Here is a 24763-nt window from a genome sequence, read left to right as displayed (position 1 = left end):
CAATAGACCCTAAACAAAAAGGCTTAATTCATTATGACGAACGATGCACTTATCGCAGCTTTATCCCATTTGGTCTCTGAAGGGCGAAATCCAGATACCATGGACATCGACTTGCTGCCTTCTCTCGATATTGTTCAACGCATCAACCAACAGGACAAACTCGTTCCGCTTGCCGTTGAAAAAGTGCTGCCTGAAATTGCTCAAGCGGTCGATAAGATCACCGACGCCTTTAAAGTGGGTGGACGCTTAATTTATATGGGTGCAGGCACGAGCGGCCGTTTAGGTGTACTGGATGCCTCGGAATGCCCACCAACGTTTGGCGTATCGGACAAAATGGTGATCGGCCTTATCGCTGGTGGCCCAGAAGCGATACTAAAAGCCAAAGAAGGTGCAGAGGACTCACCTCAACTTGGTGAGCAAGATTTAACGGATATCGACTTCAGCAGCAATGATGTACTGGTAGGAATAGCTGCCAGTGGTCGAACACCTTATGTGATTGGCGGTTTGGAGTACGCGAATACGATTGGTGCAACTACCGTTGCGTTGTCGTGCAATCCGGATTCTCCTATCGCAGATATTGCCGATATCGCAATAAGCCCCGTTGTTGGCCCAGAAGCCTTGACGGGGTCCACTCGCTTAAAATCAGGCACCGCGCAAAAGTTGGTGCTCAACATGCTCACTACAGCAAGTATGATCCGTTTAGGTAAGAGCTACCAAAACTTGATGGTGGACGTGAAAGCGACCAACAACAAATTGGTCGCGCGTGCTGCTCGCATTGTTATGCAGGCGACGGAGTGCACTAAAGAAGAGGCAACCGAGGTACTTAAGCAGACCAATTATGAGGTGAAACTGGCGATCTTAATGATCTTGACCGATCTTGATATCGAGTCCGCACGTCAGCACCTTCATCATCAAGAGGGCTTCTTGCGTAAAGCGGTAGAAAGCCACAAAGCAAACTGACCGAATGTAAGAAGGTTGGATAGTAAAAAGGTGGCTCATGGGCCACCTTATCTTTTCGCCGGTGCTGACACATCAAGCATCAATCCTCATCATACAACCACTCATCAAATTCGCGATTTAACTCGTTATTCACCTTACGCTTGATCTGGTCTGGGTCAGTGGCATTTTTAACGCGTTCCACTTTATTCGTGTACTGGCTTGTCGCCTCGTTTACTTCCCGTTTCATTTTGTTTTGCACGTAAGTCCCGTTGGTGAGATCTTCAATATCCCGCTTGGTATTATTGAGCGTATTCGTAATCTGATGTTTGTTATGGTCGTATTTGCGTTTCGCTTTGATCGTATCTTTCAGCATATTGCTGGCACTTGCGGTTAGCGGCAGTAATACTAACGTAACTAAAAAGTACTTTTTCATATTTCAATATCACTTATTACTCAATCTCAATGAGCCAAGTAGACCAAAGCGATCCGATAGAATTGTCAGAAGTTCAACAAGCCAAACTATCGTCTTGATTATGAAACACAGTGAGTTTTGGCGTTAATTACTGTATTTATTAATTACTGTATTCGTTCCAGCCTCGTTGCCATTCCATACGGAATTTTTGAGCTTGCTCAGTGCCCTCACAGACACCCTCATAATATTGGCCAGATAGACCCATTTGATAAGCAAAGTCTGGATTGCAATATTCAGCGACACCTTCCAAATAGCCACGGTCATAATCACCAGGGTTAGCAGTGCCCAACGTTTTCAGCTCTTTTACACTACGAGAAGTGTGCCCTGCGATGCCATCTTGATAACCAATCTGATACCAATCACCCGATTTGGCGAGATCTTCCGTGGTTGCAGCACACCCAGCCAATAATACCAGAGCCAACCCCAACGTCGCTTTTTTCATAACTCTTCCTTAACTGATTGTTTTCAAAACAAGCTTATCACTAATTCTCAGAATCTGCCGCTCAACACTCAGATTTCGCCGCTCACGCAACCGCAAAACCACTTAATGATGAAACGCGCCACTCACGAGCATCACAAACCACTCAATCGGTATATCGACCACTCGCTACTCTATTCGACCACTCATCTACTAAGCGAATGCATTTAACACAAGTGCCGCATAACATGCACCCTGAGATTAAAAAATTACCCTACCCAACCAAGGACAATTGCTATGATGTGGTTTCTAACTTGTGTCGCTGCCCTCATCGGCGGATACTTCATCTACGGCGCTTTCGTTGAGAAAATTTTCGGCATCAATGAGAAACGCCAAACCCCTGCACACACCAAAACGGATGGTGTTGACTTTGTTCCAATGTCAACAAAGAAGGTTTACCTAGTTCAGCTACTTAACATCGCTGGTGTAGGTCCTATCTTTGGCCCAATCATGGGTGCACTTTACGGCCCAGCCGCAATGCTTTGGATTGTTGTAGGTTGTATCTTTGCAGGTGCCGTACACGATTACTTCTCAGGTATGCTTTCAGTGCGTAACGGCGGTGCATCAGTGCCAACGATTACTGGTCGCTACTTAGGTAATGGCGCAAAACACTTTATGAATATCTTTGCCATTGTCCTGTTGCTTCTTGTTGGTGTGGTATTCGTATCAGCGCCAGCGGGCATGATCACAAACCTAATCAATGATCAAACCAGCCTAAACGTAAGCATGACAACAATGGTTGTGGTTATTTTTGCTTACTACATCATCGCGACAATCGTTCCAGTAGATAAGATCATCGGTCGTTTCTACCCTCTATTTGGCGCACTACTTATCTTCATGTCGGTTGGTCTAATGACTGCGGTTGCTCTATCTAGCGAGCACACAGTGATGGGTGATTTCCAAGTAACAGACATGTTCTCTAACCTAAACCCAAATGACATGCCTTTATGGCCTGCACTGTTCATCACTATCGCTTGTGGTGCAATCTCTGGCTTCCACGCAACTCAGTCGCCACTAATGGCGCGTTGTATGGAAAACGAGAAAAACGGTCGCTTCGTATTCTACGGTGCAATGATTGGTGAAGGTGTTATCGCTCTAATCTGGTGTGCTATCGCCTTATCATTCTTCGGCTCTCTAGAAGCGCTTTCTGAAGCAGTGAAAAACGGTGGTCCTGGTAACGTGGTATACAGCGCGTCATTTGGTCTACTAGGTGTATTCGGCGGTATCATTGCTTTCCTAGGTGTGGTTATCCTACCAATCACATCAGGTGACACAGCATTCCGTTCAAGCCGTCTAATCCTTGCTGAATACTTCAACATGGAACAGAAAACACTACGTAACCGTCTACTAATGGCTGTGCCGCTATTCGTTATCGGTGGTGTGTTGACTCAAGTAGACTTTGGCATCATCTGGCGTTACTTCGGCTTCGCAAACCAAACAACCGCAGTAATGATGTTGTGGACTGCGTCAGCTTACCTACTGCGTCACAACAAACTGCACTGGATTACAACTATCCCTGCAATGTTCATGACCACGGTATGTGTGACTTTCATCCTAAACAACAGCTCACTAGGTTTCGGCCTACCAATGCAAGTGTCGACTATCGCGGGTGTCATCTTCTCCCTAGTCGTTACAGGTTACGTTATCAAAACCTCTAAAGGTAAAGGCGAATCTGAACTGGCGGATGAAGAGAAACCACAAGCAGTAACAGAAACTGCGTAAGCCAACCTCATATTGACTGGTTAAGACAAGGAGCCTGCCGTTTGCAGGCTCTTTTTGTTTTATACCTAAATGACTTTAAAGGCCGATAAAACCTTGAGGTTGTTTAGGTATACAATAACAACATTAATTTCAGGTTAGGTTCGCTATGGAACTGGTTATCTCTCTCTTGCAGCAAATGTGTGTTTACTTAGTCTTGGCTTACATGCTGAGTAAAACACCCATCATCTTACCGCTACTGAGTATTTCGTCTCGCCTTAGCCATCGTTTGATTTGCTACGTGCTCTTTTCTGGCTTTTGTATCCTCGGGACGTACTTTGGTCTACACATCAATGATGCTATCGCCAACACCCGTGCCATTGGCGCTGTCATGGGCGGGTTGTTCGGCGGGCCAGTAGTTGGTTTTGCTGTCGGCTTAACTGGCGGGATCCATCGTTATTCCCTTGGCGGCTTTACCGACCTAGCCTGTGCTATTTCAACCACTGCTGAAGGCGTGATTGGTGGCTTGTTACATGTCTACCTTATCAAACGCAACAAGGGCGCATTGCTGTTCAACCCAAGCGTGGTGTTCAGCGTGACATTTGTTGCCGAAGTTGTGCAGATGATTTTGTTGTTGGCGGTAGCCAAACCCTTCGACCAAGCCTACGAACTGGTGTCAGCGATTGCCGCTCCGATGATCATTGCCAACTCGTTCGGTGCCGCACTTTTCATGAGCATCCTACAAGATAGAAAAACCATTTTTGAAAAGTACTCCGCAACCTTTTCACGCCGCGCGCTTACCATCGCCGATCGATCCGTAGGCATTTTGAGCAACGGTTTTAACACCGAGAATGCAGAAAAAATCGCTCGTATCATTTACGAAGAAACCAAGGTTGGCGCAGTTGCAATTACTGACCAAGAGAAGATTTTGGCGTTTGTCGGTATTGGCGATGACCACCATAGACCGAATACGCCTATTTCATCGCAAAGCACATTAGATTCGATGGAAAAAAATGACATCATCTACCTTGATGGTACAGAGCGTCCGTATCAGTGTTCTTTGGCGAAAGATTGCAAACTCGGTTCGGCGTTGATCATTCCATTGCGAGCGGGTAAGGCGGTCATCGGAACAATCAAACTCTATGAACCTAAGCGTAAGCTGTTCTCAACCGCCAACATGTCAATGGCAGAAGGGATAGCTCAGTTGCTCTCCAGCCAAATTTTGTATGGCGATTATCAACAACAACAAGCGCTGTTAGCGCAGGCAGAAATCAAACTGTTGCACGCGCAGGTAAACCCTCACTTTTTGTTTAACGCGCTCAATACCATCAGTGCGATTACGCGCCGCGATCCAGATAAAGCCCGCGAATTAATTCAAAATTTATCGCACTTTTTCCGCAGCAACTTAAAACAGAACATTAATACGGTGACGCTGAAAGAAGAGCTTGCACACGTCAATTCTTACCTCAGTATCGAAAAAGCACGCTTCACGGATCGCTTGGAAGTAGAAATAGATATCGACCCAGAGTTGCTCGATATCAAGCTGCCAAGTTTCACACTTCAACCCTTGGTGGAAAATGCCATCAAACACGGCATCTCCAATATGCTTGAAGGTGGAAAAGTAAAAATTTACAGCGAAGTGCACCCTCAAGGACACCTGATTACGGTCGAGGACAACGCAGGCAGTTTCCAGCCACCAAAAGACAACCACTCCGGTTTAGGCTTGGAAATTGTAGACAAACGTCTCACAAATCAATTTGGGCGTGATTCAGCGCTAAAAATTGCGTGTGTGACGCATCAATTTACTAAAATGAGCTTTATCATTCCCCCGAAATCATAAACCCAATCAGCAGCAATAAAGGTAATGTTGGATGTTAACCGCACTCGTCATTGATGATGAACAGTTTGCTCGAGAAGAGCTGGCAGAGCTCTTGGATGAAACAGGTCAAGTGGAGGTGGTCGGTGATGCGTCCAATGCCATCTTGGGCCTCAAAAAAATCAACGAGCTCAAACCTGATGTGGTGTTCTTAGATATCCAAATGCCTCAAGTAACCGGGATCGAGCTGCTTGGCATGCTCGATCCTGAAACCATGCCGTATGTGGTTTTTGTTACCGCTTATGACCAATACGCAATCCAAGCTTTTGAAGACAACGCGTTTGATTATCTCCTCAAACCTGTCGACCCATGCCGCTTGAACAAAACCGTTAAGCGCCTAAACAAGGTGATCAGTCAATCAGCGTTAACTCAACAACTGTCTGCGATTACACCCGATACTTTGGATCAAATTCCTTGTATTGGACACAATCGGATTGTGATCATGGCAACCGAGACGGTGGAATGTGCTTATAGCGATATTAGCGGTGTGCATGTACGTTCCACCAGCCAAACAGCAAGCACTCAGCTCACGTTAAAAACACTGGAAGAAAAAACGCCCTTAGTGCGTTGTCATCGCCAATATTTAGTGAGCATTAAGGCCATCAGTGAAATCAAGCTGCTGGAAAATGGTCTAGCCGAAATCATCACTAAAACAGGCTTTGAGATCCCAGTAAGCCGTCGTTACCTCAAAGTACTCAAAGAGATGCTAGGTATCAGCCATTAAGTGCCGAATATGAGCGAAACATGCGTTCAAAAAAGGCGACCTTGAGGTCGCCTTTTGAATATTCGATAAATGGATATCAGTCCACTTGCTTGATTTGCAGCTCTTTTGGTACTTCAAAGAACATGTTTTCTTCTCGACCTAAGACTTCATCGACTGAACGTGCACCCACTAGCTCTTTGATACGCTCAAGAATCTGATTCACCAACTCTTCTGGCGCAGAAGCACCCGCTGTCACACCTACTTTTGTCTTGCCTTCAAACCACTCAGGCTTGATATCTTCAGGACAATCCGTCAAGTAACCAGGCGTGCCAAGTTTCTCAGCCAACTCTTTAAGACGAGTAGAGTTTGAAGAATTCTTAGAACCCACAACCACCATTACATCCACATCACCAGCCAGCTCTCGCACGGCATCTTGGCGGTTTTGTGTTGCGTAACAAATATCGTCTTTACGTGGGCCTTGGATGTCAGGAAATACGCGGCGTAGCTCTTCAATCACATCAGCGGTTTCATCGACAGACAATGTGGTTTGGCTTACATAGTGCAGATCCGATGGATCTTTCACGATCGCTTTTAGTTTCTCAACGTCCGCAGGGGTTTCCACTAAGTACATGCCGCCAGTTTCGCTTGAGTACTGACCCATGGTACCTTCGACTTCTGGGTGACCAGCATGACCAATCAGAACCACTTCCATATTGCGGCGGCTTGCACGCGCAACTTCCATATGAACTTTCGTTACCAATGGGCAGGTTGCATCAAATACCGTCAGATCACGCTGTTTTGCTTCTTGGCGAACCGCTTGCGATACACCATGAGCAGAGAAAATCACGATGTTGTTGTCAGGCACTTCATGTAGCTCTTCAACGAAGATAGCGCCTCGTTGCTTTAGCCCCTCAACCACAAAACGGTTATGTACCACTTCATGGCGAACATAAATCGGTGGCTGATACAGCTCTAGCGCACGCTCTACGATGCTAATCGCACGGTCAACACCAGCACAAAAACCGCGTGGGTTAGCTAATAGGATTTTCATTTCATTGCTCATGGAAATTATCTTTTATTGGGTTGGCTATTCTACTGACAAAATTTCGACTTCGAAAGTCACGTCTTGTCCCGCTAAAGGGTGATTAAAGTCTACCGTTACCGAATCGCCTGCAATCTCAGTAATGATGCCCGGAATTTCCATACCATCAGGGCCACTGAAAGCCATGATAGTACCGACTTCAACTTCCGCTTCACCAACAAATTTGGTGCGATCCATATGATGAATATGATCTGGATTAGGCATACCAAAAGCATCTTGCGCTTTGAGTTCAATCGCTTTGTTCTCACCAGATTGGAGACCCACCAAGCACTGCTCGAAGTTCTCACTTAGGCTACCGTCACCCATCACAAACTTCGCTGGTTTGCCCATATTATGAGTGCTGTCAGCCACCGAACCATCTTTCATTTTGATCGTAAAGTGCAGGGTTACTACCGAATCATTCGTTATTGTTGTCACGTTACTGCTTCCTTGTTCTTGGGTCATTACGTCTATCCGCTTTGTCTTTTTATACACTGATGTGCGGATTTGCGCTCCAACATAATAAAAAGCGTCGTACGAATCAACGGACGACGCTTAGGGTTATTCGACTTTTCCAATATACATGGCCACGATTTAGGCTTTTGCTGTGTCTTTCTTGCGAAAGCCGTCTAGGATAATCATCGCCGCACCAAGACAAATCGCCATATCAGCAAGGTTAAATGCCGGCCAGTGATAATTGCCCCAGTAGAAGTCTAAGTAATCGACCACAAAACCATGGATCACGCGGTCAAATACGTTACCAACTGCACCGCCAATAATCATGGCGTAAGCAATGTTGTTCCACTTTTCTTTTGCAGGAAGCTTACTCATCCAATAAGTCAAAAGACCTGTGACTACAAACGCGATACCGGTAAACAACCAACGTTGCCAACCCGCTTGATCGCTCAAAAAGCTGAAAGCTGCGCCATAGTTGTGAACATAGAGAAGATTGAAGAAAGGCAAAATTTCAATTCGGTTTGCCCAGCCATATCCCATGTTGTTCATGACAACGTATTTAATGCCTATATCGGCCAAAAAAATCACAATCGCTAGCCACAGCCAACGTACACCTGATTGCTTTAACGTCAGTGCTTTTTCACTCATTACTTTACCTACAAACAGCCCCAGTAAATACTGGGGCTGTTAATTTTAAAAAAAGTTCAGTCGTTCTAGGCAATTACGCGAATTTACGTACTTCACCTTCGCCATCAACGTTAGATACACAGCGACCACAAATCTTCTCGTGACCCGCAATTGTGCCTACGTCTGGCGTGTGGTGCCAACAACGATCACACTTCTCAGCTTCTGTCGCTTTCACTTCAACAAACAGACCTTCGATGTCTGTTGCTTGTGCCGCGTCAGATTTCTCGCTTAAAGGCTTAACTGCTGCTGCAGACGTCAGTAGCACGAAGCGTAACTCGTCTTCTAGCTTGTTGATTTTCGCCGCTAGTGCGTCATCAGCAAATAGAGTTAGCTCAGCTTGTAGTGCACCACCGATGGTTTTCTCTGCACGCGCCGCTTCAAGAAGTTTGTTCACCGCCCCACGAACTTTCTGAATTTCAGTCCAGAATTCGTTGTTCAGCTCTTCACCTTCCGCTAGACCAAATAGACCATCGAACCACTCACCTGTGAACACGAATTTTTCGCGCTCGCCTGGCATCTCGTTCCAGATCTCATCTGCGGTGAATGACATGATTGGCGCCATCCAACGAACTAGTGCTTCTACGATGTAGTAAAGTGCAGTCTGACAGCTACGTTGAGCGTGGCCGCCCTGCTTCGCTGTGTACTGACGGTCTTTGATTACGTCTAGGTAGAATGAGCCCATCTCGATAGAACAGAACTGCATTAGACGCTGAGTTACGGCGTGGATGTTGTATTCATCGTACGCTTTGATGATCTCTTCTTGCGCAGCAAGTGCACGACCAACTGCCCAACGGTCTAGCGCCACCATTTCTTCAGCAGGAACGATGTCTGTTGCTGGGTTGAAGCCATTTAGGTTCGCTAGGAAGAAACGCGCTGTGTTACGGATACGACGATACGCATCTGCAGAACGTTTTAGGATTTCATCAGAAACCGCAACTTCACCAGTGTAGTCTGTAGAAGCAACCCATAGACGCAAAATGTCTGCACCGAGTTTGTTCGTTACGTCTTTTGGCGCAACCACGTTACCAATAGATTTAGACATCTTACGGCCGTGACCATCAACCACGAAACCGTGCGTCAGAACTTGCTTGTATGGCGCTACACCTTTCATCGCGATAGATGAGATTAGCGAAGACTGGAACCAACCACGGTGTTGGTCAGAACCTTCTAGGTATAGGTCTGCACTGTTGCCGTTGTACTCTTCACGAGCATCAACAACAGAGAAGTGCGTAACACCTGAATCGAACCATACGTCTAGCGTATCGAGTACTTTTTCGTACTGCTCTGCTTCGTCGCCTAGTAGTTCAGCTGCGTCTACATCCCACCATGCTTGGATGCCTTTTTCTTCAACAAGCTTCGCTACTTTTTCAATTAGCTCTAACGTGTTTGGATGAAGTTCTGCTGTTTCTTTATGAACAAACAGAGCGATTGGCACACCCCAAGTACGTTGACGAGAGATACACCACTCAGGACGACCTTCGATCATACCTTCGATACGGCTTTGACCCCACTCAGGCATCCACTGAACACCTTTGATTGACTCTAGTGCTTTTGCTCGTAGGCCAGCTTGGTCCATTGATACGAACCATTGAGGTGTTGCTCGGAAGATGATTGGAGTCTTATGACGCCAACAGTGAGGGTAGCTATGCTCGTAAGCGTGATGATGTAGTAGCGCACCTTTTTCTTTTAGCGTTTCTACTACAGCGTCATTCGCTTTGAATACGTGCTGGCCAGCAAAAAGCTCAGTGTCTGGTAGGTAAACACCGTTTGAGCCCACTGGGTTTGCCACTTCTAGGTTGTACTTTTGACCAACCGCAAAGTCTTCCTGACCATGGCCAGGTGCCGTGTGAACAACACCAGTACCTGAGTCAGTCGTCACGTGATCACCAAGGATCGCCGGAACTGTGAAATCGTAGAATGGGTGTTGGAACTGAGAAAGCTCTAGATCCGCACCTTTCGCAAAACCAAGGTTATGGAAGTGCTCGATACCCGCGCGATCCATCACATCTTTTGCCAACTCAGCAGCAACGATAATACGCTCAGGGTTGTCACCCTCAACTTGGATTAGCACGTACTCAAGATCATCACGTAGACATACTGCGCGGTTTGCCGGCAGAGTCCAAGGAGTGGTTGTCCAGATAACGATTGAAACGTCACCCTTACCTTCGTGACCTTCCGTCAATTCAAATTTAGATAGCAGCGCAGCTTCGTCCGCTGTTTTAAAACGTACGTCGATAGATGGCGATACTTTATCTTTGTATTCTACTTCTGCTTCTGCAAGTGCAGAACCACAATCCGTACACCAGTGAACAGGTTTGAAACCTTTTAATAGGTGGCCATTACTTGCGATTTTACCAAGCGCACGAATGATGTTCGCTTCAGTTGCGAAATCCATAGTGCGGTATGGCTTATCCCACTCACCCATGATGCCAAGACGCTTGAAGCTCTCTTTCTGACCTTCAACCTGACCTGCTGCGTATTCGCGACATTTTTCGCGGAATTCCGCTGCCGTTACTTTTTGGCCTGGTTTGCCTACTTTCTTTTCTACCATCAATTCGATTGGCAGACCGTGGCAGTCCCAGCCTGGGATGTAAGGTGCGTCAAAACCTGAAAGTGTTTTGGATTTAATAATAATGTCTTTAAGAATCTTGTTTAGTGCGTGACCAATGTGAATGTCACCATTTGCGTAAGGAGGGCCATCGTGCAATACGAATGACTTTTTGCCTTTTTTAGCTTTACGGATTTCACCGTAAAGATCTTCTTTGTACCAACGCTCAAGCATTTCTGGCTCACGATTAGCCAGGTTGCCGCGCATTGGAAACCCTGTTTCAGGTAAGTTCAGGGTATCTTTATACTCACTCATCGATTCTTAATTCCGTTATATTGGGCGAAAATTAGACATTATGTCGAACGGTGGAATAAACCGTTCAACTCTTAAGCTGACGCAGCCACACCCTTGCTGCTTCAGCATCCAATTCGATTTGTTGTTTAAGTGCTTCAAACGACTCAAACTTTTGCTCATCTCGAAGTTTGTGCAAAAGTTCCACTTCTAGTTGCTTGCCATATAAATTGGCATGAAAGTCAAATAAGTGTACTTCTAACTGTTGGCGAACGCCATTTACTGTAGGTCGTTGGCCAATATTAGCCACGCCACCGACTGGCTTATCACCCAAGCCTAGCGCTTGAACAACATAGACTCCGGAAACCGGAGAAACACAACGTTTCAGTGGAATATTGGCCGTCGGGAACCCAATGGTTCTTCCTAACTTTCTTCCGTGTGAAACGCGACCGCTGATGCTGTAATCTCTTCCCAGCATCTCTTGTGCGGCATGCAAATCGTCACGAGCTAAGGCTTCGCGAATCGCGGTGCTACTCACTCGTAACTGTTGTAAACAAAAGCTTTGGGTACTGACGACTTCAAAGCCGTATTTTTCCCCTGCTTCCTGCAACATAGCAAAGTTACCTAAACGGCCTTTGCCAAAGCAGAAATCATCACCAACGACAAGAAACTTAACACCCAAACGCTCGACCAACAAGTCGCGGATAAACTCTTCCGCTGTCAGGCTGGCAAAATGGCGATTAAAGTTGACGCAAAGCAAACGATCGATGTCGAGCTTGCTTAATTGAACGAACTTGTCGCGCAGTCGCGTCAACCTTGCGGGCGCTTTGTCTTTGGCAAACAGCTCCATTGGCTGAGGTTCAAAGGTCATCACAACCGACGGTAACGAAAGTTTCTCCGCTTGCTCAGACACTTGCTGCAATACTTGTTGATGGCCTTTGTGTACGCCATCGAAATTGCCGATCGTCAACACACAACCATAATGGTGTGGTGCGATATTATGAATGCCTCTAATCAGTTCCATTGGATACTGCGTTCTGCCTCTGTTTTTACTTTGCACTGTGTGAAACTGACGGATTATATACTAATCAACCTCAATCTGTCCCAGCTTTTAGGTCTTTTAAACGTACGCCTGTCAAAAATAGAACCGCCAGGTAAACTGCGGCGCCTAGACCAATTAACATTCCTAACATGCCGCTACGGTGAGCAAAGCTCCACTCTAGCCAAACCGACATATCTTCCAATTGCCATAAGATCGCAGCGACCATCGCAGCGCCAGCAACAACCAAACGTATAATAAAGAAGACGGTACGCTTAGTGATTTGATAGACACCTGCAATGTGCAGACCTCGGTACAACAGCGCCATGTTGACGAACGCTGACAATGCCGTAGCAATAGCCAAGCCGACGTAACCGTAGAAATAGGCAAAAATTGCGTTGAACACCATGTTAGTCACCATCGCGATAATGCCGTATTTCACTGGCGTTTTTGTGTCTTGACGTGAGTAATAGCCTGGCGCTAACACTTTAATTAACATGAAATTCAATAGGCCAGATGCGTAAGCGAGCAACGACAGAGACGCTTGGTGCACATCTTGTGGAGAGAACTCACCGCGCATAAATAGCACCATCAACATCGGCTTCGCCAACGCCATCAAACCCAACATCGCCGGAATCCCGAGCAGCGTTACCATGCGAACGCCCCAATCCATGGTATGTGCAAAACCTTCGCTCTGCGAGTCCACATGTTTACGAGACAGCGCAGGCAAAATCACCGTCGCAATCGCAATACCAAACAGCCCCAGCGGGAACTCCAACAAACGATCGGAATAATACAACCAGCTGATTGAGCCAGTTTGTAGAAAGCTGGCAATAAAAGTATCAAATAGCAGGTTGATTTGACTGACAGAGACGCCAAACAAAGCGGGAATCATCAACGTGCGGATTTTTACCACCCCAGGATCGCGCCACCCCCACTTAGGCTTAACCATCACGCCCGCTTTAATAAGGAAAGGAATTTGGAATAAGAACTGAACCAAACCACCTAAAAACACACCGATAGCCAGACCGATTTCCGGTTGAGACATCTGTGGCGAGATAAACCAAGCCGCCAGAATGATCATGACATTCAAAAAGACCGGAGTGAATGAGGAGACGGCAAACTTGCCGAGTGTGTTAAGAATGGCTCCGGAAAGCGCAACAAAGGTGATGAACCATAAATAAGGGAAGGTAATTTTGAGCATCAGACTGGCTAGCTCAAATTTCTCTGCGGCCGGCCCACCATGCATCCAATCTAAAAACCAGCCAAAACCAAACAGCGCGGTTACCACACCAGAGCCCAGCACGCCCAGCACGGTAACAATAGAGACAATAACCCCTAACGTACCGGCAGCACGAGCAATCAACTCGCGTGTTTTGTCCATATCACCTTGAGCGTGATTCTCCGTTAAAACAGGGACAAACGCTTGAGAAAAAGCCCCTTCAGCAAACAAACGTCGTAAGAAATTCGGAATTTTGTTGGCGAAGAAAAAGACGTCAGCGCTTGCTCCTGCCCCCATTAAATTTGCCACTACAACATCGCGAACTAAACCCAGAACGCGGGAAATTAATGTCATAGCACTGACGATCATGCCTGACTTGAGTAGTCGTTTACTCACTGTAACCTCGGAATATCACTATAAGACAGCCAACCCTATACTGTTAAGCTCGTGGAGGCTCTAAATAGACGTCAAAAATATATCCGTTTATTGTTAGTTCTAAGCGGATAATTATTAGCATTGGTATAAAAATGCTGTTAGAATCCCCGCCATCTTAACCGCGATAACCTTTCATACCAAAATTTGTTTTGGTTTAGATGGGTTTTTGCACAAATCATTTGACATTTAGGCGCAAATGAGGGATATTCCTCGCCCTTAAATTGTCACAGAACTAAGTTTTTGGGAGTTAGACCCTTGGCAAATAGTAAATCTGCTAAGAAGCGCGCTATCCAAGCTGAGAAACGTCGTCAGCACAATGCTAGCCGTCGCTCAATGATGCGTACTTACATGAAGAAAACTGTTGCTGCTATCGAAGCAGGCGACAAAGAAGCTGCAACTGCTGCATTCGCTGTAGTTACACCTATCCTAGACCGCATGGCAACTAAAGGCCTTATTCACAAGAATAAAGCAGCTCGCCATAAGTCTCGTTTCGCTGCACAAATCAAAGCTCTTTAATAGACACTTGATTTTACAGTGAAGAAAAAACCGGCTTTATGTCGGTTTTTTTATATCTAAAATTCGTCAAATCACGAATCCAAGATAAGAAAAAAGCTGGCACTGCCAGCTTTTGTTATTTAGAACGACTCAAATCTGCCAGTTACCTACCGTTGCCTAAACAACACAGATAACCCTAACGCATTTCAGTCTGTGCGATCAGTTTGCGCAATAAAGACCGTGAAGGGTTTGAATCAATGTCTTCACCTCATCACTTTTTAACGTGTAATACACCGTTTGCGCTTCTTTTCTCGTCGCGACCAATTCGTCACGACGAAGCCAAGCTAAATGTTGCGATAACGCCGACTGGCTTAATTCCAGTTTGGTACACAGCTCCCCAACGGACAACTCTTGGTTATGCAGCATACAAAGAATTTGTAGGCGTCTTTCGTTTGCCATCGCTTTGAGCAACACGACGGCTTTTGCGGAGTTTTTCTCCATTTCTTGTAGATTCATGTGTTGGACCTCTAGCTACAACTTACTTATTCCAACCCTGGCCAGCTTGTTGTGTTGCACTGATTTAATATCTCTAAGGACATCAAGATTCTTCTCCAGAGCCTTCTTTATTAGAACCTCTAAATTTGGCTTTAAAGCGATACATCAATTTAACCCACCAGCAGTGTTCACTGGGGCTTTATCGACGAGAAATAATTTTGCTCACTAAACCAAGTATCTTGAATTACTTAGGTATCATTTAGATTTATATTTTTATCGATAGTAATCTATTTATTTGAGCAACGATACGGGTTTACTCAAACATTTGACTGAAATCAGCATCACATACGTTTTTTACCGCAGGATGCTGAATCATTCGCTCGGCGAAAATAACGTAATACTCTTCTTTCAAATCCTCAACATGACCGATCAACTGTAAGCTGCGGTCATCTTCGATTTCTGACATGTAAACCGTCGGCGCCAAAAAGATTACATCATCACGGTATCTCGCAAAGGCTTTCATCAACGCGACGTCATCAAACTCTCCCAAGACATCAGGTTGTAATCCTTGGCGATCAAACCATTGAATGACTTTTCGCCCCATCGCCGTTCGACTTGCTGGGATCAACAGCTTTTTCTTTTCCAAAATTTCAGGGAACTTCACGTCTGGAATGTCAGAAGAAGCAAAGAAACTCATGCTACTCTCGCCAAGCTTCTTACTATAAAGGCCTGGACTTTGCGTCGAGTCCACCGGGCAATCAGAAAGAATCATATCCAACTTGTGCTGCGATAGCCGTTCTAATAACAGTTCGTGCGTCGACTCGTAACAACGTAAGTGGATACTGTTGTCTTCAGGCACGGTTGTCATCAGCACTTTACTAACTAGCCGTTTTGACAGCGCATCGGCCACACCAACTTCAAACAAAATGTTGGAGTGCTGACTGTAGTTCACAATATCAAGCATCTCATAGCTTAAACCAAACATACGATCCGCATATTTGAAGACCAATTGTCCGAGTTCTGTTGGTTCGACAGTACGGCCGTTTCGCTTGGTTAGCTTGCCTTTCATCCGCTCTTCAAGCGCTTTGATTTGCCCGGTCACCGTTTGAGGAGTGAGAAAAAGCGCATCCGCGGCCTTGGTAACAGAGCCTTGCTTGCACACCATCCAGAAGTAATAAAGATGGTTGTAATTTAGATGTGACATCGGCCAATTCCAGAAAAGAAGGTGATGCTTTTTATACCAAATGTGACAGAGACAGACAAGATACTCGGCAAAACCATCACTTTAACCAACTAAAATTAAGTTTTACCGAAAACTCAATCTCAATATTGTCATAAAACTTGAAGTAAAACGCACTTTTTATCGAATTCTCATCAAAAAAAACTCAGTTTATAAAACCAATAAAGCCTATATTTTTCAATAAATTAAAACAGGATAATCCGCTATCTTTTTTGAACTATTAAAAAGCACAATAAAAAGTGCCCACAGAAATCAATCTGTAATATTACTGAAATATTTGTTCTCTAACATCGCCCGAAGTTTCAACTTAAGACCGAAAAACGAACTTAAAGGTCAACGGAGAAAATTATGATGAACCAAGCTACTTCAACAGCAGCGCCTATCTCGAGCACGACTCGTTGGTTACGCTGGGCTAACTTGGCATTCATGCTGTATCTGCTTCTTCTAGCAGTATCTATGGTTGGTAGCGGTTTCAAATGGGCAACTGGCGACCAAGCAAAAGTATTGTTTGAGTTTGCATCTCACCCTATCGCTGGTCTTATGATCGGCCTAGTAGCAACAGCCCTAATCCAATCCTCAAGTACTGTAACTTCTATTATTGTGGGCTTAGTTGCAGGTGGTCTACCTGTAGAGACAGCGATTCCAATGGTAATGGGTGCCAATATTGGTACCACAGTGACCAATACTTTGGTTTCACTAGGTCACGTACGTTGTAAGGAAGAATTCAAGCGCGCATTTGCTAGTGCGACGATCCACGACTTCTTTAACCTTCTTGCTGTTCTGATCTTCCTTCCTTTGGAAATGATGTTCGGCATTCTAGAGAAAATTTCTCACTGGTTGGTTTCGCCACTATTGAACACTGGCGACATGAGCATGAAGGGTTTTGACTTCATCAAGCCAATCACTAAGCCTGTTGTTTCTGCTATCAAAGAACCGCTATCAACATTTGGTGACACCATGGGTGGCGTGGCTCTAATTGCTTTAGGTATCGCTACAATCTTCGTTGCTATCACAGTAATGGGTAAGCTAATGAAGAGCCTAATGGTTGGCCGTGCTCGCGATATTCTGAAGAATGCAATTGGTCGTGGTCCTATCCACGGTATCGTATCAGGCTCGATCGTGACGGTGTTGGTACAATCTTCATCAACAACAACAAGCTTGATGGTTCCACTTGTAGGTACTGGTGTTCTTAAAGTTCGTGACATTTACCCATTCACTCTAGGTGCGAACATCGGTACATGTATCACTGCGCTACTTGCAGCTACCGCAGTATCTGGTGAGTTTGCTGTGTTTGCTCTTCAGATTGCGCTAGTACACTTAACCTTTAATATTTTGGCGACACTGTTTATCTTTGGTATTCCGTTCTTACGTGAAATCCCAGTAAAAGGTGCTGAAATGATTTCAGAGCTTGCTATCAAGAACAAAGCCGTTGTGGGTGGCTACCTGATGTCTGTATTCATCATTCTGCCAGGCGCAATCCTTGCTCTGACAACCTGATAATACCAACCATCGCTTATTGTTTAAGGCTCCACGCTGTGGGGCCTTTTTTGTATCTGTAATCATGATGCAAAAATGAGAGCTGATGTAACTCCGATTGAGACTGAGAAATATTTGTTGTTCAAACCAAACACTCAATGATAATTTGACTCCACCTCTTTCAATACAATCACCGTTAGCCAAAAGTACAGAGACGGTCATATACACAGTGGATAACGGCTCTTGCCTCCCATAGTTGTCTTCGATGACTGACAGGTACTCTGCGCTTAGTTGAAAAGGTCTTACCTTCACATGGAGTTGAACGACATGGCTCAGTTTAATGAACCAATTTCTAGCCAGCTATTGGCAATAGATGAAAACCTCACTCAATTAGTCACTGATATTGATATTCTTAGCAGCGTAAACCCGCTTAATTACGCCCAAGAGCGAGAAAGGTTCATCAGTAATAAGTACTCGCAAGAACCTAACTTTCAGTACCAGAAAGCGCCTCTTGACACTCATCAGTCAAAACGCCGTTTGTACGAATTGCCTTTGGAACACATCGAAGATGCTCAGTTACAAAAGCTTTATGAGGATGTCATTCAGTCTTACGCCGACAAACTTGATCAAGTCAACACCATAGGTACGCAAGAGTTCCTATACAACTCTCTGCGCTATTACGGTGAGCCAAGTGCGAAAGACATTGCTAACGCACATTTCATTTTGCATCTGCCGACAGAAGAAGAGAGCAAACCAGAGCATGATAGCCGCTCCATAGCTCATTTCATGCAAAGCTTCGCCGATAAAAATGGTTATGAATGTGAAATTCAAATCTTAGATGGCATGCTAGCAAACGCTTTGGTGTCAGGCTCTCGAGTGAAGATTAACAGTGCTGCGCACATCACAACTGACGAGCTTGAAGCACTCGCACACCACGAGATGGGCGTGCATTTGCTAACTACGCTTAATGGCCGTCAACAGCCACTTAAAGTGCTTAGTTTAGGTTGTCCTGCCAATACCAATACGCAGGAAGGGTTGGCAATTTTGTGTGAGTACCTCTCTGGACACTTCAGTATCAAACGTTTAAGAACCTTAGCTCTTCGCGTGCTAGCTGTAGAATCTATGATTAAAGAGCGCGATTTCCGCCATACCTTTATGTTGCTGAAGGAGCAGTACAAAGCGTCTGACGTTCAAGCCTTTACTATTACTTCGCGCGTATACCGCGGAGGTGGCTTAACTAAAGATTATTTGTACCTGAGAGGATTTAGAGAAGTGCTCAACGCGTACGATAAGCTAGGGGATGATTTTTCACTGCTGCTATGTGGTAAAACGGAATTGAAGTATTTCGATCTGATCCGTTCTCTCGTTAATAAAGGGATTTTCACTCAACCGAAGTTCATTAGCCCTGCGCTATCGACTCCTAAGCAAACTAACCCGATTCATCGCTATATCGTTAGCGCATTGAAGTAACGAAACTCAAACGCATCGCAAAAGCAAAAAAGCTCCATTCGGAGCTTTTTGTAGTATCAAGAACCAGCGTGATTACACTGAGAATGGATAACGAATTGGATCGTGGTGTTCGTACCCTTCTACCCAAAAGTCATCCAGTGTCACCCAAGTTTCCAAATCTTCTAGAGATTTAATCTCCGGATTGATATGGAATATTGGGGCTTGTAACGGTTCACGCTTCAACTGAACATCACGCATCAACTCAAGCTGATCTTCATAAATGTGCGCGTTAACGATTTTATGGAATGCCTGGCCTGGCTTCTTGCCCGTAATTTGCGCCATGATCGCTAAGAACACATAAACTTGAACCATGTTGAAGTTCAATCCAAGCGGCACATCGCACGAACGCTGTGTACTGTTGAGATACAAAGTGTCATCCAGTAGCGAGAAATGATGACTGTACATACAAGGTCGCAAGCACCCCATATGGAACTCACCAGGGTTGTAGAAGTTCAAGATTTCACCACGGTCATCAACACCGCGAGTCAAATCATCCACAATCTTGCGTAGCTGGTCGATATGACCACCATCAGGCTTTGCCCATGCACGACCTTGAACGCCGTACACACGGCCCATGTCGTCTTCACCCTTACGGTATGGGTTATTCAACCAAGCGTCGTTTAGGTTGGCGTTCGCATCCCACGTTTTGGTGCCTAATTTACGGAAATCTTCAGCATTATCATAACCACGAATGTAGCCAAGTAGCTCAGCCACTGCTGCTTTCCAAAAACTTTTACGCGTCGTTACCAATGGGAATTGATTGTTCGCAACATCGTAGGTTAAATCCGCGTTGATTACCGTCAGGCAACGCTTACCTGTACGTTCATTTTCAACCCAAACACCTTGATCAACGATGCGTTGACACAAATCTAAATACTGTTTCACACCAATACCTTACTTCGTTTTAACTTGAGCTTTGTCTTGGTAAAGACCACGTTTGTAAGCCCAAACCATCATCAGAATACCCAACACGATCATTGGCGTTGATAGAATTTGTCCCATCGAAATATAACCACCAAATAGACCAAGCTGAGCATCCGGTTCGCGAACGAACTCGACTAAGAAGCGGAATGTACCATATCCAGCTAAAAATAGCCCTGATACCGAACCCAATGGGCGAGGCTTTTTGATGAACCAGTTCAAGATGAAAAACAGCACTACGCCTTCTAACAGCATTTCATACAGTTGCGATGGGTGACGTGGTAAAGGCCCGCCATTTGGGAAAATGATAGCCCAAGGCACATCTGTTACACGCCCCCAAAGCTCGCTGTTCATGAAGTTACCCATACGGCCCATACCCAAGCCAAATGGCACAAGAGGCGCAACAAAGTCCGCTACACCAAAGAAAGTTCGACCGTTCTTGTGTGCATACCAGAACATTGCCGTAATCACACCCAACAAACCACCGTGGAACGACATACCGCCAGTCCAAACTTTGAAGAGATACAAAGGATCATCTAAAAACAGTTCAAAGTTATAGAAGATAACGTAACCGACGCGACCACCGATGACGACCCCTAAGAAGCCCGCGAAAAGTAGATCAGAGACTTGCTCTCGAGTCCAGCCGCTGCCAGGTTTGTCAGCACGACGGTTCGCCAACCACAATGCAAACATGAAACCGACGAGGTACATCAAACCGTACCAACGAATTGAAACAGGACCAATAGAGACTAAAACCGGATCAATATTGGGAAATTGAAGGTATCCCTGAGACATAAATCATTCTCTTCTTATTTACAAATAAAACCAATATACCCAAGTCACCTCAAATGCTCGGTTCAGCGTGAATAACTTGGGAATAAACTTACAGCAGCATTGTTGCTGCAACAAACATTAAGAATATTGCGAATATTTTCTTTAATACCGCAGTAGGAAGATTGGTCGCGAGCTTCGCCCCCACTTTCGTGGTCAACATCGAAGTCATCGCAATCGCAAGTAACGCAGGAAGGTAAACATAACCAACACTGTACGCAGGTAAACCTTCAACCTTATAGCCGTGCAAAATAAAGCCGATCATGCCAGAGATGGCGATGATGCAGCCACAAACTGACGATGAGCCGACCGCTTTACGCATTTCTACGCCGTGCTTGTTGAGAAAAGGCACAGATAAAGAACCACCACCAATACCAGCTAAGCTCGAAACCACACCAATTCCCGTTCCGTACATCATAGTGACCGGACTACTCGGCATTGGCTTCTCACTTTTTACTTTAATGGATCGGAACATCTGTACAGCTAGACACAGTACAATGACACCAAATACTTTCGGCAAGTAATGAGTTGGGATCCATTCGGCAATGTTGGCACCAACAAAGCCGCCAATCACCACTCCGGGCATTAGCCACTTCACAACAAACATATCTACGTTGCCAAGTTTAAGATGGTTGAGAGCAGAAGAACCTGATGTAACGATGATGCTTGCCAGAGATGTCGCAAGCGCCATGTGCATGCTCATTTCTGGAGAAATGCCCGCCCAAGGCAGCAAAAATAACAACGCAGGTACGACGATTAATCCGCCCCCAATGCCGAGTAGCCCCGCCATCACACCAACAAAAGCGCCCAGCGCCAGCAATAACAAAAATAAAGAGACGGTCACGATTACCTACTTTTTCCCTGCACGAACGAAGCCTGCAAAACCTTGTTGGATAAAGAAATCATGCATCATTTGATGAATCTCCTCTCCGTACGATTTTGTCATCGCCTGTTCTGCTAGTTTTTCTAGTTCCTGTTGTTGGCTATGACGAATCAAATACTTCACCTTAGCCACGTTAGATGTGTTCATACTTAAGCTGGTGTATCCCAACCCAAGTAATAAGAGCGCACCAAATGGATCACCGGCTAATTCACCGCAGATGCACACTGGCACATGATATTTATCGCACACGTCATGAATCTGTTTGAGTGCTAACAGCACTGCCGGATGCATGGATTCATAGACATCAGCGACGCGGGAATTGTTCCGATCCACCGCCAGTAAATACTGAGTTAAGTCGTTAGTACCAACAGAGACAAAATCCACTCGATGCGCGATGGCAGGAAGCAGATATACCATCGATGGTACTTCGATCATCACCCCGACCTTTGGAGCCTGGATACACTCATCAAGCAAGACAACTTCGCTGTAGGCTTGGTTGATCAGCGTCATCGCATCATCCAGCTCTTTAATACCAGATACCATGGGTAACAAGATACTTAAATTACCACTTTCAGCACTGGCTCTTAGCATCGCACGCAATTGAATCAAAAAGATATCAGGATGATCTAACGTAAAGCGAATCCCGCGCCAACCTAAAAACGGATTGTCCTCTTCGATTGGCAGGTATGGCAATGGTTTATCACCACCGATGTCCAGAGTACGCATCACCACGCGTTGGTTCGAGTAGCTGTTTAATATTGCTCGATATTGATGATACTGCTCATCTTCCGATGGAAAGTGATGTTGAAGTAAAAATGCAATTTCAGTTCGATATAAACCGACACCATCGACGCCCGTATTAATGGCAATGTTGCTATCGGCACTGAGACCCGCATTCAGCATCACTTCAATGTGCTGGTTATCTAACGTTACGGCAGGTAACGCGAGATCTTTATTGACCATCGCGAAGAGCTCTGACTCTTCACTAACCAAACTGCGATACTCACGCAACAGCTGACGGTTGGGCTCTAGAAAAATCTCGCCCGTATAGCCATCAACGATGCCTAATTTGCCGTTAACCACATCCGTATTGATGTTAGCGCCCATAACGGCCGGCACACCCAATGCGCGCGAAAGAATTGCAGCGTGTGAGTTTGCGCCCCCTTCAAGCGAAACGACCGCTAATAAATGTTCTTTCGGCACCGATGCTAACAAAGTCGCAGTAAGCTCATTGGCCACTAAGATGATAGGACGATCGATGGCCGCATTCTCTTGCTCACTGTTGTGCAGAAAATACAGCAACCTTTGCCCCAACTCTCGGATATCTTGTGCTCGTTCACGCAAATAGACATCTGACATACGAGCAAAGCGGTTTGAATAAGTTTCGACTACCTGACGCAGCGCCCAATCCGCTCGATCGCCTTTTTCAATCTGTTTCTTAAGATCGCCGCGCAACATTGGATCATTGAGCAAGTGGGTAAACAAATCGAATATCGCTAACGCATCTTTATTGATTTCGCTGTCGAACTTTTTCCGCATCCGGCGGAAATCATTCAGCGCACGCTCAATCGCTACCAGCAGCAGCTCTTGCTCTCGCTCTTTATCCAGCGTGGAAGACGGGAATACGTCCGACAAACTCGGCTGCGTGTTGTCAAACCAAAACTCTCCGATGGCGACACCCGTTGATGCAGGCAAGCCTTTAAGAACCGTCGGTTTTGAGGCTAATTGCCAATGACCGAAACTTTGCGCGTGAGCGATGATCACGGCTAACTGCGCAGATAAGGTCACTAAGAAAGATTCTTCCATCTCACTAAACAATCGTGGCGTCTTTTGCTGAATGACTAATACACCTAATACTTGTTTGCGATGGATGATTGGAGTGGCGAGGAAAGAGTGATAAACCTGTTCACCAAGCTGCGGGAAAAATTTAAATTCAGGGTGTTTTGAAGCTTCTGCGAGATTAAGAGGTTCTGCGCTGCGTTTAACGAGACCAACTAAACCTTCATTGAAATTAATGTGGATGCTATCGCCTTCAAAAATAAGGCCTTGAGTTGCCATCAACTCAAGGCGCTGCATTTCTTCATTGGCGAGATAGATAGTACAACACTCAGTGCGAAGGGCGGCACAAGTCTCTTTTACCAATATATCGAGAGCCAGATGCACATCATCGACTCTGGAGACTTTCTCAACTATTTCCCTTAGCTGGCTGAGCATGACTATCCTCTACGTTGTTGCTTTTTTCTTTTCCCTTTCGCTTTTCTCTCTCGAAAAGGCATGGCTAAAGATGCAAACTCTTTCATCGCTCGACGATAAACATCACGCTTGAAAGAAACAACTTGCCTAACTGGATACCAATAGCTCACCCAGCGCCAACCATCAAATTCAGGGGATTTCCCGCGCTGCATATTGATGCGCGATTCATCGCATTCCAATCGCAGCAGAAACCATTTCTGTTTTTGGCCGATACAAACAGGCTTGGAGTCCCAACGCACCAATCGCTTTGGTAGTTTATATCTTAACCAATGACGACTTGTTGCAATGATCTTAACGTCTTTTTTCGTTAATCCGACTTCTTCATACAACTCCCTGAACATCGCCTGTTCAGGTGTTTCACCTTCGTCAATCCCACCTTGTGGAAATTGCCATGAGTGTTGCCCGTATCGTTTAGCCCAGAAGACCTGACCATGGTTATTACATATCACAATACCAACATTCAGTCGGTAACCATCGCCATCTATCACTGGCTAACCTCTATGAATAATTTTTTATTACCGTGATTTTTCCACATATCCCCATTACTAGCAAACTTACTGATGTGATATGAGCAAGATTTATTACCTTTTCACCGTTATTGGATATCTTTTAATCAAATTAAAGTTTATCAACACAAGAGTGAGACATTGCCCACATTTATTCACCTTTTCTGTGAATAACTTTGTGAAGAATTCCATATCAACTCCGATTTTCAATCAAAAGCATTATTCTCTT

At 45.3% G+C, this 24763-nt stretch carries 22 protein-coding genes; 7 read left to right on the top strand and 15 right to left on the bottom strand.

All coding sequences use genetic code 11. The features are described from left to right. Positions 1 to 33: 33 nt before the first annotated feature. Positions 34 to 960: an N-acetylmuramic acid 6-phosphate etherase gene (gene murQ / locus DYB02_RS03855; protein WP_029805359.1), complete on the top strand. Its 927-nt coding sequence runs from the start codon at positions 34 to 36 to the stop codon at positions 958 to 960. 79 nt (positions 961 to 1039) lie between these two features. Here murQ and DYB02_RS03850 read toward each other — a convergent pair whose 3' ends face one another. After that, positions 1040 to 1372 (bottom strand): hypothetical protein, encoded by a 333-nt coding sequence (locus DYB02_RS03850; RefSeq protein ID WP_029805361.1) that lies wholly within the window; start codon positions 1370 to 1372, stop codon positions 1040 to 1042. A gap of 139 nt (positions 1373 to 1511) precedes the next feature. After that, on the bottom strand, positions 1512 to 1853 hold the full coding sequence (locus DYB02_RS03845; RefSeq protein ID WP_005460271.1) for a DUF2799 domain-containing protein: 342 nt from the start codon (positions 1851 to 1853) through the stop codon (positions 1512 to 1514). 273 nt (positions 1854 to 2126) lie between these two features. Between DYB02_RS03845 and DYB02_RS03840 the strand changes: the two genes are divergently transcribed. From DYB02_RS03840 to btsR, 3 genes are all read left to right on the top strand, one after another. Next, entirely contained in the window at positions 2127 to 3611 is a 1485-nt protein-coding gene (locus DYB02_RS03840) for a carbon starvation CstA family protein (protein WP_005477897.1), read from the top strand. A 145-nt stretch (positions 3612 to 3756) separates the two neighbouring features. Beyond that, on the top strand, positions 3757 to 5427 hold the full coding sequence (locus DYB02_RS03835; RefSeq protein ID WP_005460269.1) for a sensor histidine kinase: 1671 nt from the start codon (positions 3757 to 3759) through the stop codon (positions 5425 to 5427). Between the two features lie 31 nt (positions 5428 to 5458). After that, entirely contained in the window at positions 5459 to 6187 is a 729-nt protein-coding gene (btsR, locus tag DYB02_RS03830; protein ID WP_005460295.1) for a two-component system response regulator BtsR, read from the top strand. A 76-nt stretch (positions 6188 to 6263) separates the two neighbouring features. On the opposite strand, the gene ispH is transcribed toward btsR, so the two are convergent. From ispH to murJ, 6 genes are all read right to left on the bottom strand, one after another. After that, positions 6264 to 7229, bottom strand: coding sequence for a 4-hydroxy-3-methylbut-2-enyl diphosphate reductase (ispH, locus tag DYB02_RS03825; RefSeq protein ID WP_005460282.1), 966 nt, complete (start codon positions 7227 to 7229; stop codon positions 6264 to 6266). 24 nt (positions 7230 to 7253) lie between these two features. Next, on the bottom strand, positions 7254 to 7685 hold the full coding sequence (fkpB, locus tag DYB02_RS03820; protein ID WP_011105680.1) for an FKBP-type peptidyl-prolyl cis-trans isomerase: 432 nt from the start codon (positions 7683 to 7685) through the stop codon (positions 7254 to 7256). A gap of 156 nt (positions 7686 to 7841) precedes the next feature. Next, positions 7842 to 8351 carry a signal peptidase II gene (gene lspA / locus DYB02_RS03815; protein ID WP_005460289.1) on the bottom strand — a complete coding sequence of 170 codons (510 nt, stop codon included), beginning with the start codon at positions 8349 to 8351 and terminating at the stop codon, positions 7842 to 7844. 73 nt (positions 8352 to 8424) lie between these two features. Next, complete coding sequence (gene ileS, locus DYB02_RS03810; RefSeq protein WP_005488293.1) at positions 8425 to 11253, bottom strand: isoleucine--tRNA ligase; 2829 nt, start codon at positions 11251 to 11253, stop codon at positions 8425 to 8427. Positions 11254 to 11317: 64 nt separating this feature from the next. Continuing rightward, positions 11318 to 12253 (bottom strand): bifunctional riboflavin kinase/FAD synthetase, encoded by a 936-nt coding sequence (gene ribF / locus DYB02_RS03805; RefSeq protein ID WP_005477935.1) that lies wholly within the window; start codon positions 12251 to 12253, stop codon positions 11318 to 11320. Positions 12254 to 12323: 70 nt separating this feature from the next. Next, positions 12324 to 13886 (bottom strand): murein biosynthesis integral membrane protein MurJ, encoded by a 1563-nt coding sequence (gene murJ, locus DYB02_RS03800; RefSeq protein ID WP_025532833.1) that lies wholly within the window; start codon positions 13884 to 13886, stop codon positions 12324 to 12326. Between the two features lie 294 nt (positions 13887 to 14180). On the opposite strand from murJ, the gene rpsT reads away from it, so the two are divergent. Then, positions 14181 to 14441 carry a 30S ribosomal protein S20 gene (gene rpsT / locus DYB02_RS03795; protein ID WP_005381938.1) on the top strand — a complete coding sequence of 87 codons (261 nt, stop codon included), beginning with the start codon at positions 14181 to 14183 and terminating at the stop codon, positions 14439 to 14441. Between the two features lie 198 nt (positions 14442 to 14639). On the opposite strand, the gene DYB02_RS03785 is transcribed toward rpsT, so the two are convergent. Together DYB02_RS03785 and nhaR are read right to left on the bottom strand one after the other, a co-directional pair. Further along, positions 14640 to 14936, bottom strand: coding sequence for an ArsR/SmtB family transcription factor (locus DYB02_RS03785; RefSeq protein WP_005461077.1), 297 nt, complete (start codon positions 14934 to 14936; stop codon positions 14640 to 14642). Positions 14937 to 15228: 292 nt separating this feature from the next. Then, complete coding sequence (nhaR, locus tag DYB02_RS03775; protein WP_005457134.1) at positions 15229 to 16119, bottom strand: transcriptional activator NhaR; 891 nt, start codon at positions 16117 to 16119, stop codon at positions 15229 to 15231. 384 nt (positions 16120 to 16503) lie between these two features. On the opposite strand from nhaR, the gene DYB02_RS03770 reads away from it, so the two are divergent. Together DYB02_RS03770 and DYB02_RS03765 are read left to right on the top strand one after the other, a co-directional pair. Continuing rightward, entirely contained in the window at positions 16504 to 17652 is a 1149-nt protein-coding gene (locus tag DYB02_RS03770) for a Na/Pi symporter (RefSeq protein ID WP_005497177.1), read from the top strand. A 306-nt stretch (positions 17653 to 17958) separates the two neighbouring features. Next, positions 17959 to 19101, top strand: a complete 1143-nt coding sequence (locus DYB02_RS03765) for a flavohemoglobin expression-modulating QEGLA motif protein (protein WP_021487239.1) — start codon at positions 17959 to 17961, stop codon at positions 19099 to 19101. Positions 19102 to 19173: 72 nt separating this feature from the next. Here the strand turns inward: DYB02_RS03765 and DYB02_RS03760 are convergent, their stop codons facing one another. The 5 genes from DYB02_RS03760 to rppH all read right to left on the bottom strand — a co-directional run bounded on the left by DYB02_RS03760 (position 19174) and on the right by rppH (position 24516). Then, complete coding sequence (locus tag DYB02_RS03760) at positions 19174 to 20025, bottom strand: thymidylate synthase (RefSeq protein WP_029804729.1); 852 nt, start codon at positions 20023 to 20025, stop codon at positions 19174 to 19176. A 9-nt stretch (positions 20026 to 20034) separates the two neighbouring features. Next, positions 20035 to 20856 (bottom strand): prolipoprotein diacylglyceryl transferase, encoded by an 822-nt coding sequence (gene lgt / locus DYB02_RS03755; RefSeq protein WP_025441314.1) that lies wholly within the window; start codon positions 20854 to 20856, stop codon positions 20035 to 20037. An 88-nt stretch (positions 20857 to 20944) separates the two neighbouring features. After that, positions 20945 to 21736, bottom strand: coding sequence for a sulfite exporter TauE/SafE family protein (locus DYB02_RS03750; protein ID WP_024702565.1), 792 nt, complete (start codon positions 21734 to 21736; stop codon positions 20945 to 20947). Positions 21737 to 21742: 6 nt separating this feature from the next. Beyond that, complete coding sequence (gene ptsP, locus DYB02_RS03745; protein ID WP_029853117.1) at positions 21743 to 23989, bottom strand: phosphoenolpyruvate--protein phosphotransferase; 2247 nt, start codon at positions 23987 to 23989, stop codon at positions 21743 to 21745. Between the two features lie 2 nt (positions 23990 to 23991). After that, a complete protein-coding gene (rppH, locus tag DYB02_RS03740; protein ID WP_005457789.1) occupies positions 23992 to 24516 on the bottom strand; it encodes an RNA pyrophosphohydrolase in 525 nt (174 codons plus the stop codon). Positions 24517 to 24763: the final 247 nt, after the last annotated feature.

The sequence above is a fragment of the Vibrio parahaemolyticus genome (genome assembly GCF_900460535.1).
GTDB classification, from domain to species: Bacteria; Pseudomonadota; Gammaproteobacteria; order Enterobacterales; family Vibrionaceae; genus Vibrio; species Vibrio parahaemolyticus.
The sequence above is the reverse complement of the archived record's forward strand: the minus strand, read 5'-3'. Positions and strand labels throughout refer to the sequence as shown.

Bases quoted from the DNA above. Each gene is read 5' to 3' on its own strand.
- murQ (WP_029805359.1), top strand. From the start codon at position 34: ATGACGAACGATGCACTTATCGCAGCTTTATCCCATTTGGTCTCTGAA.
- DYB02_RS03850 (WP_029805361.1), bottom strand. From the start codon at position 1,372: ATGAAAAAGTACTTTTTAGTTACGTTAGTATTACTGCCGCTAACCGCA.
- DYB02_RS03845 (WP_005460271.1), bottom strand. From the start codon at position 1,853: ATGAAAAAAGCGACGTTGGGGTTGGCTCTGGTATTATTGGCTGGGTGT.
- DYB02_RS03840 (WP_005477897.1), top strand. From the start codon at position 2,127: ATGATGTGGTTTCTAACTTGTGTCGCTGCCCTCATCGGCGGATACTTC.
- DYB02_RS03835 (WP_005460269.1), top strand. From the start codon at position 3,757: ATGGAACTGGTTATCTCTCTCTTGCAGCAAATGTGTGTTTACTTAGTC.
- btsR (WP_005460295.1), top strand. From the start codon at position 5,459: ATGTTAACCGCACTCGTCATTGATGATGAACAGTTTGCTCGAGAAGAG.
- ispH (WP_005460282.1), bottom strand. From the start codon at position 7,229: ATGAGCAATGAAATGAAAATCCTATTAGCTAACCCACGCGGTTTTTGT.
- lspA (WP_005460289.1), bottom strand. From the start codon at position 8,351: ATGAGTGAAAAAGCACTGACGTTAAAGCAATCAGGTGTACGTTGGCTG.
- ileS (WP_005488293.1), bottom strand. From the start codon at position 11,253: ATGAGTGAGTATAAAGATACCCTGAACTTACCTGAAACAGGGTTTCCA.
- ribF (WP_005477935.1), bottom strand. From the start codon at position 12,253: ATGGAACTGATTAGAGGCATTCATAATATCGCACCACACCATTATGGT.
- DYB02_RS03785 (WP_005461077.1), bottom strand. From the start codon at position 14,936: ATGAATCTACAAGAAATGGAGAAAAACTCCGCAAAAGCCGTCGTGTTG.
- nhaR (WP_005457134.1), bottom strand. From the start codon at position 16,119: ATGTCACATCTAAATTACAACCATCTTTATTACTTCTGGATGGTGTGC.
- DYB02_RS03770 (WP_005497177.1), top strand. From the start codon at position 16,504: ATGATGAACCAAGCTACTTCAACAGCAGCGCCTATCTCGAGCACGACT.
- DYB02_RS03765 (WP_021487239.1), top strand. From the start codon at position 17,959: ATGGCTCAGTTTAATGAACCAATTTCTAGCCAGCTATTGGCAATAGAT.
- lgt (WP_025441314.1), bottom strand. From the start codon at position 20,856: ATGTCTCAGGGATACCTTCAATTTCCCAATATTGATCCGGTTTTAGTC.
- ptsP (WP_029853117.1), bottom strand. From the start codon at position 23,989: ATGCTCAGCCAGCTAAGGGAAATAGTTGAGAAAGTCTCCAGAGTCGAT.